The 1,281-nt window shown below is 76.0% G+C and carries 1 protein-coding gene; it reads right to left on the minus strand.

The genetic code is table 11. From position 1 onward, the window contains the following. A partial coding sequence (locus ACFU99_RS44000; protein WP_384404450.1) for a dipeptidase occupies positions 1–1,228 on the minus strand: 1,228 nt, incomplete at its 3' end. Between the last annotated feature and the right edge of the window lie 53 nt (positions 1,229–1,281).

Here is a 1,281-nt window from a genome sequence, read left to right on the forward strand (position 1 = left end):
GCACCCGCAGCGTGTTCTCCCAGGTGAGCTTGGCGATGTCGGTGTCCGACCAGCCGCGGTCGAGGAGTTCCGCGATCAGGTACGGGTAGCGGGAGGTGTCCTCCAGGCCCCGCGGGCGGGGCAGCGGGCCGTTCGCGTCCCCGTCCGCGGTGGCGGGCGAGGAGTCCGGGCCGCCGTCGAAGCAGCCGCTGAGCCCGACGTGGGCGGCGCCCGCCGCCTCCCGTACGTGGTCGAGGTGGTCGGCGATGTCCGACAGCGTCGCGGGGCGGGCGCCGCGTGCCATGCGCTCCGGCTCGAAGGTGACCATGAACAGCCCGCCGTTGACCGGCAGCCGCTCCAGGATGTCGTCGGGCACGTCGCCCGGCCGGCCGGTGAGCGCTGCCGCCGCCGAGTGCGAGAAGAGGACCGGGGCCTTGGAGACGGCCAGGGTCTGCCGCATGACGTCGACGGAGCTCATGGAGAGGTCGATGAGCATGCCGAGCCGGTTCATCTCCCGGATCACCTCCTCGCCGAAGAGGGTCAGGCCGCCCGCCCGCGGCTCGTCCAGCGCCGAGTCCGCCCACGGGGTCCTGCGGCCGCAGGTGAGGGCCATGGTGCGCACGCCCAGGCCGTGCAGCCCGCGCAGGGTGCCCAGCGAGCTGTCGATGGCGTGCCCGCTCGCGGCTCCGAGCAGCGAGGCGATCCGGCCGCGGTTGCGGGCGTCGCCGATCGCGTCGGCGGTGAGGGCGAGGCGCAGCGACTCCGGGTAGGCGCGGACGAGCGTGTGCACGAAGTCGATCTGGTCGAGGGTCGCGCTGACCGCCCGGTCCCCGGCCGCTTCCGTCGGCACGCGTACGGACCAGAACTGCGCCCCGACGCCGCCCGCGCGCAGCGCCGGGAAGCTGGTGTGCAGCGTGGCGTCGCCGAGGTCGAGGTCGTAGTAGCGGCCCGGCGTCAGGTCGTGGCCGGACCGCAGCCGGAGCGTCCAGGGCAGGCCGTTGTGGCCGTCGGCGATGGGGCGTACGGCCAGCAGCTGCCGCGCCCGGGTCACGGAGGCCGGTTCGGCGGCGGGGTCGGGGGCGAGGGCCGCGGGGGCGGCGGTGGACTCGGGGGCGGCCGGGGCCGCGCGGTCCGGGGCGGGCCCGGTCGCGGGCGCCGGGTCCGGCGCGGGTGCGGAGGCGGGTTCGGAGGAGGGGGCAGGGGTGAATGCTCGGGGGCTCCCCTGGAGGACGGGGGCTGTGTCGGCCATGAAGGGGCTCCGTGCTCGTGGCGTCGCGATAACGGCCACGGTGACACGTGGAC

Origin of the sequence: Streptomyces sp. NPDC057654 (assembly GCF_042800135.1) — a bacterium.
GTDB lineage: Bacteria > Actinomycetota > Actinomycetes > Streptomycetales > Streptomycetaceae > Streptomyces.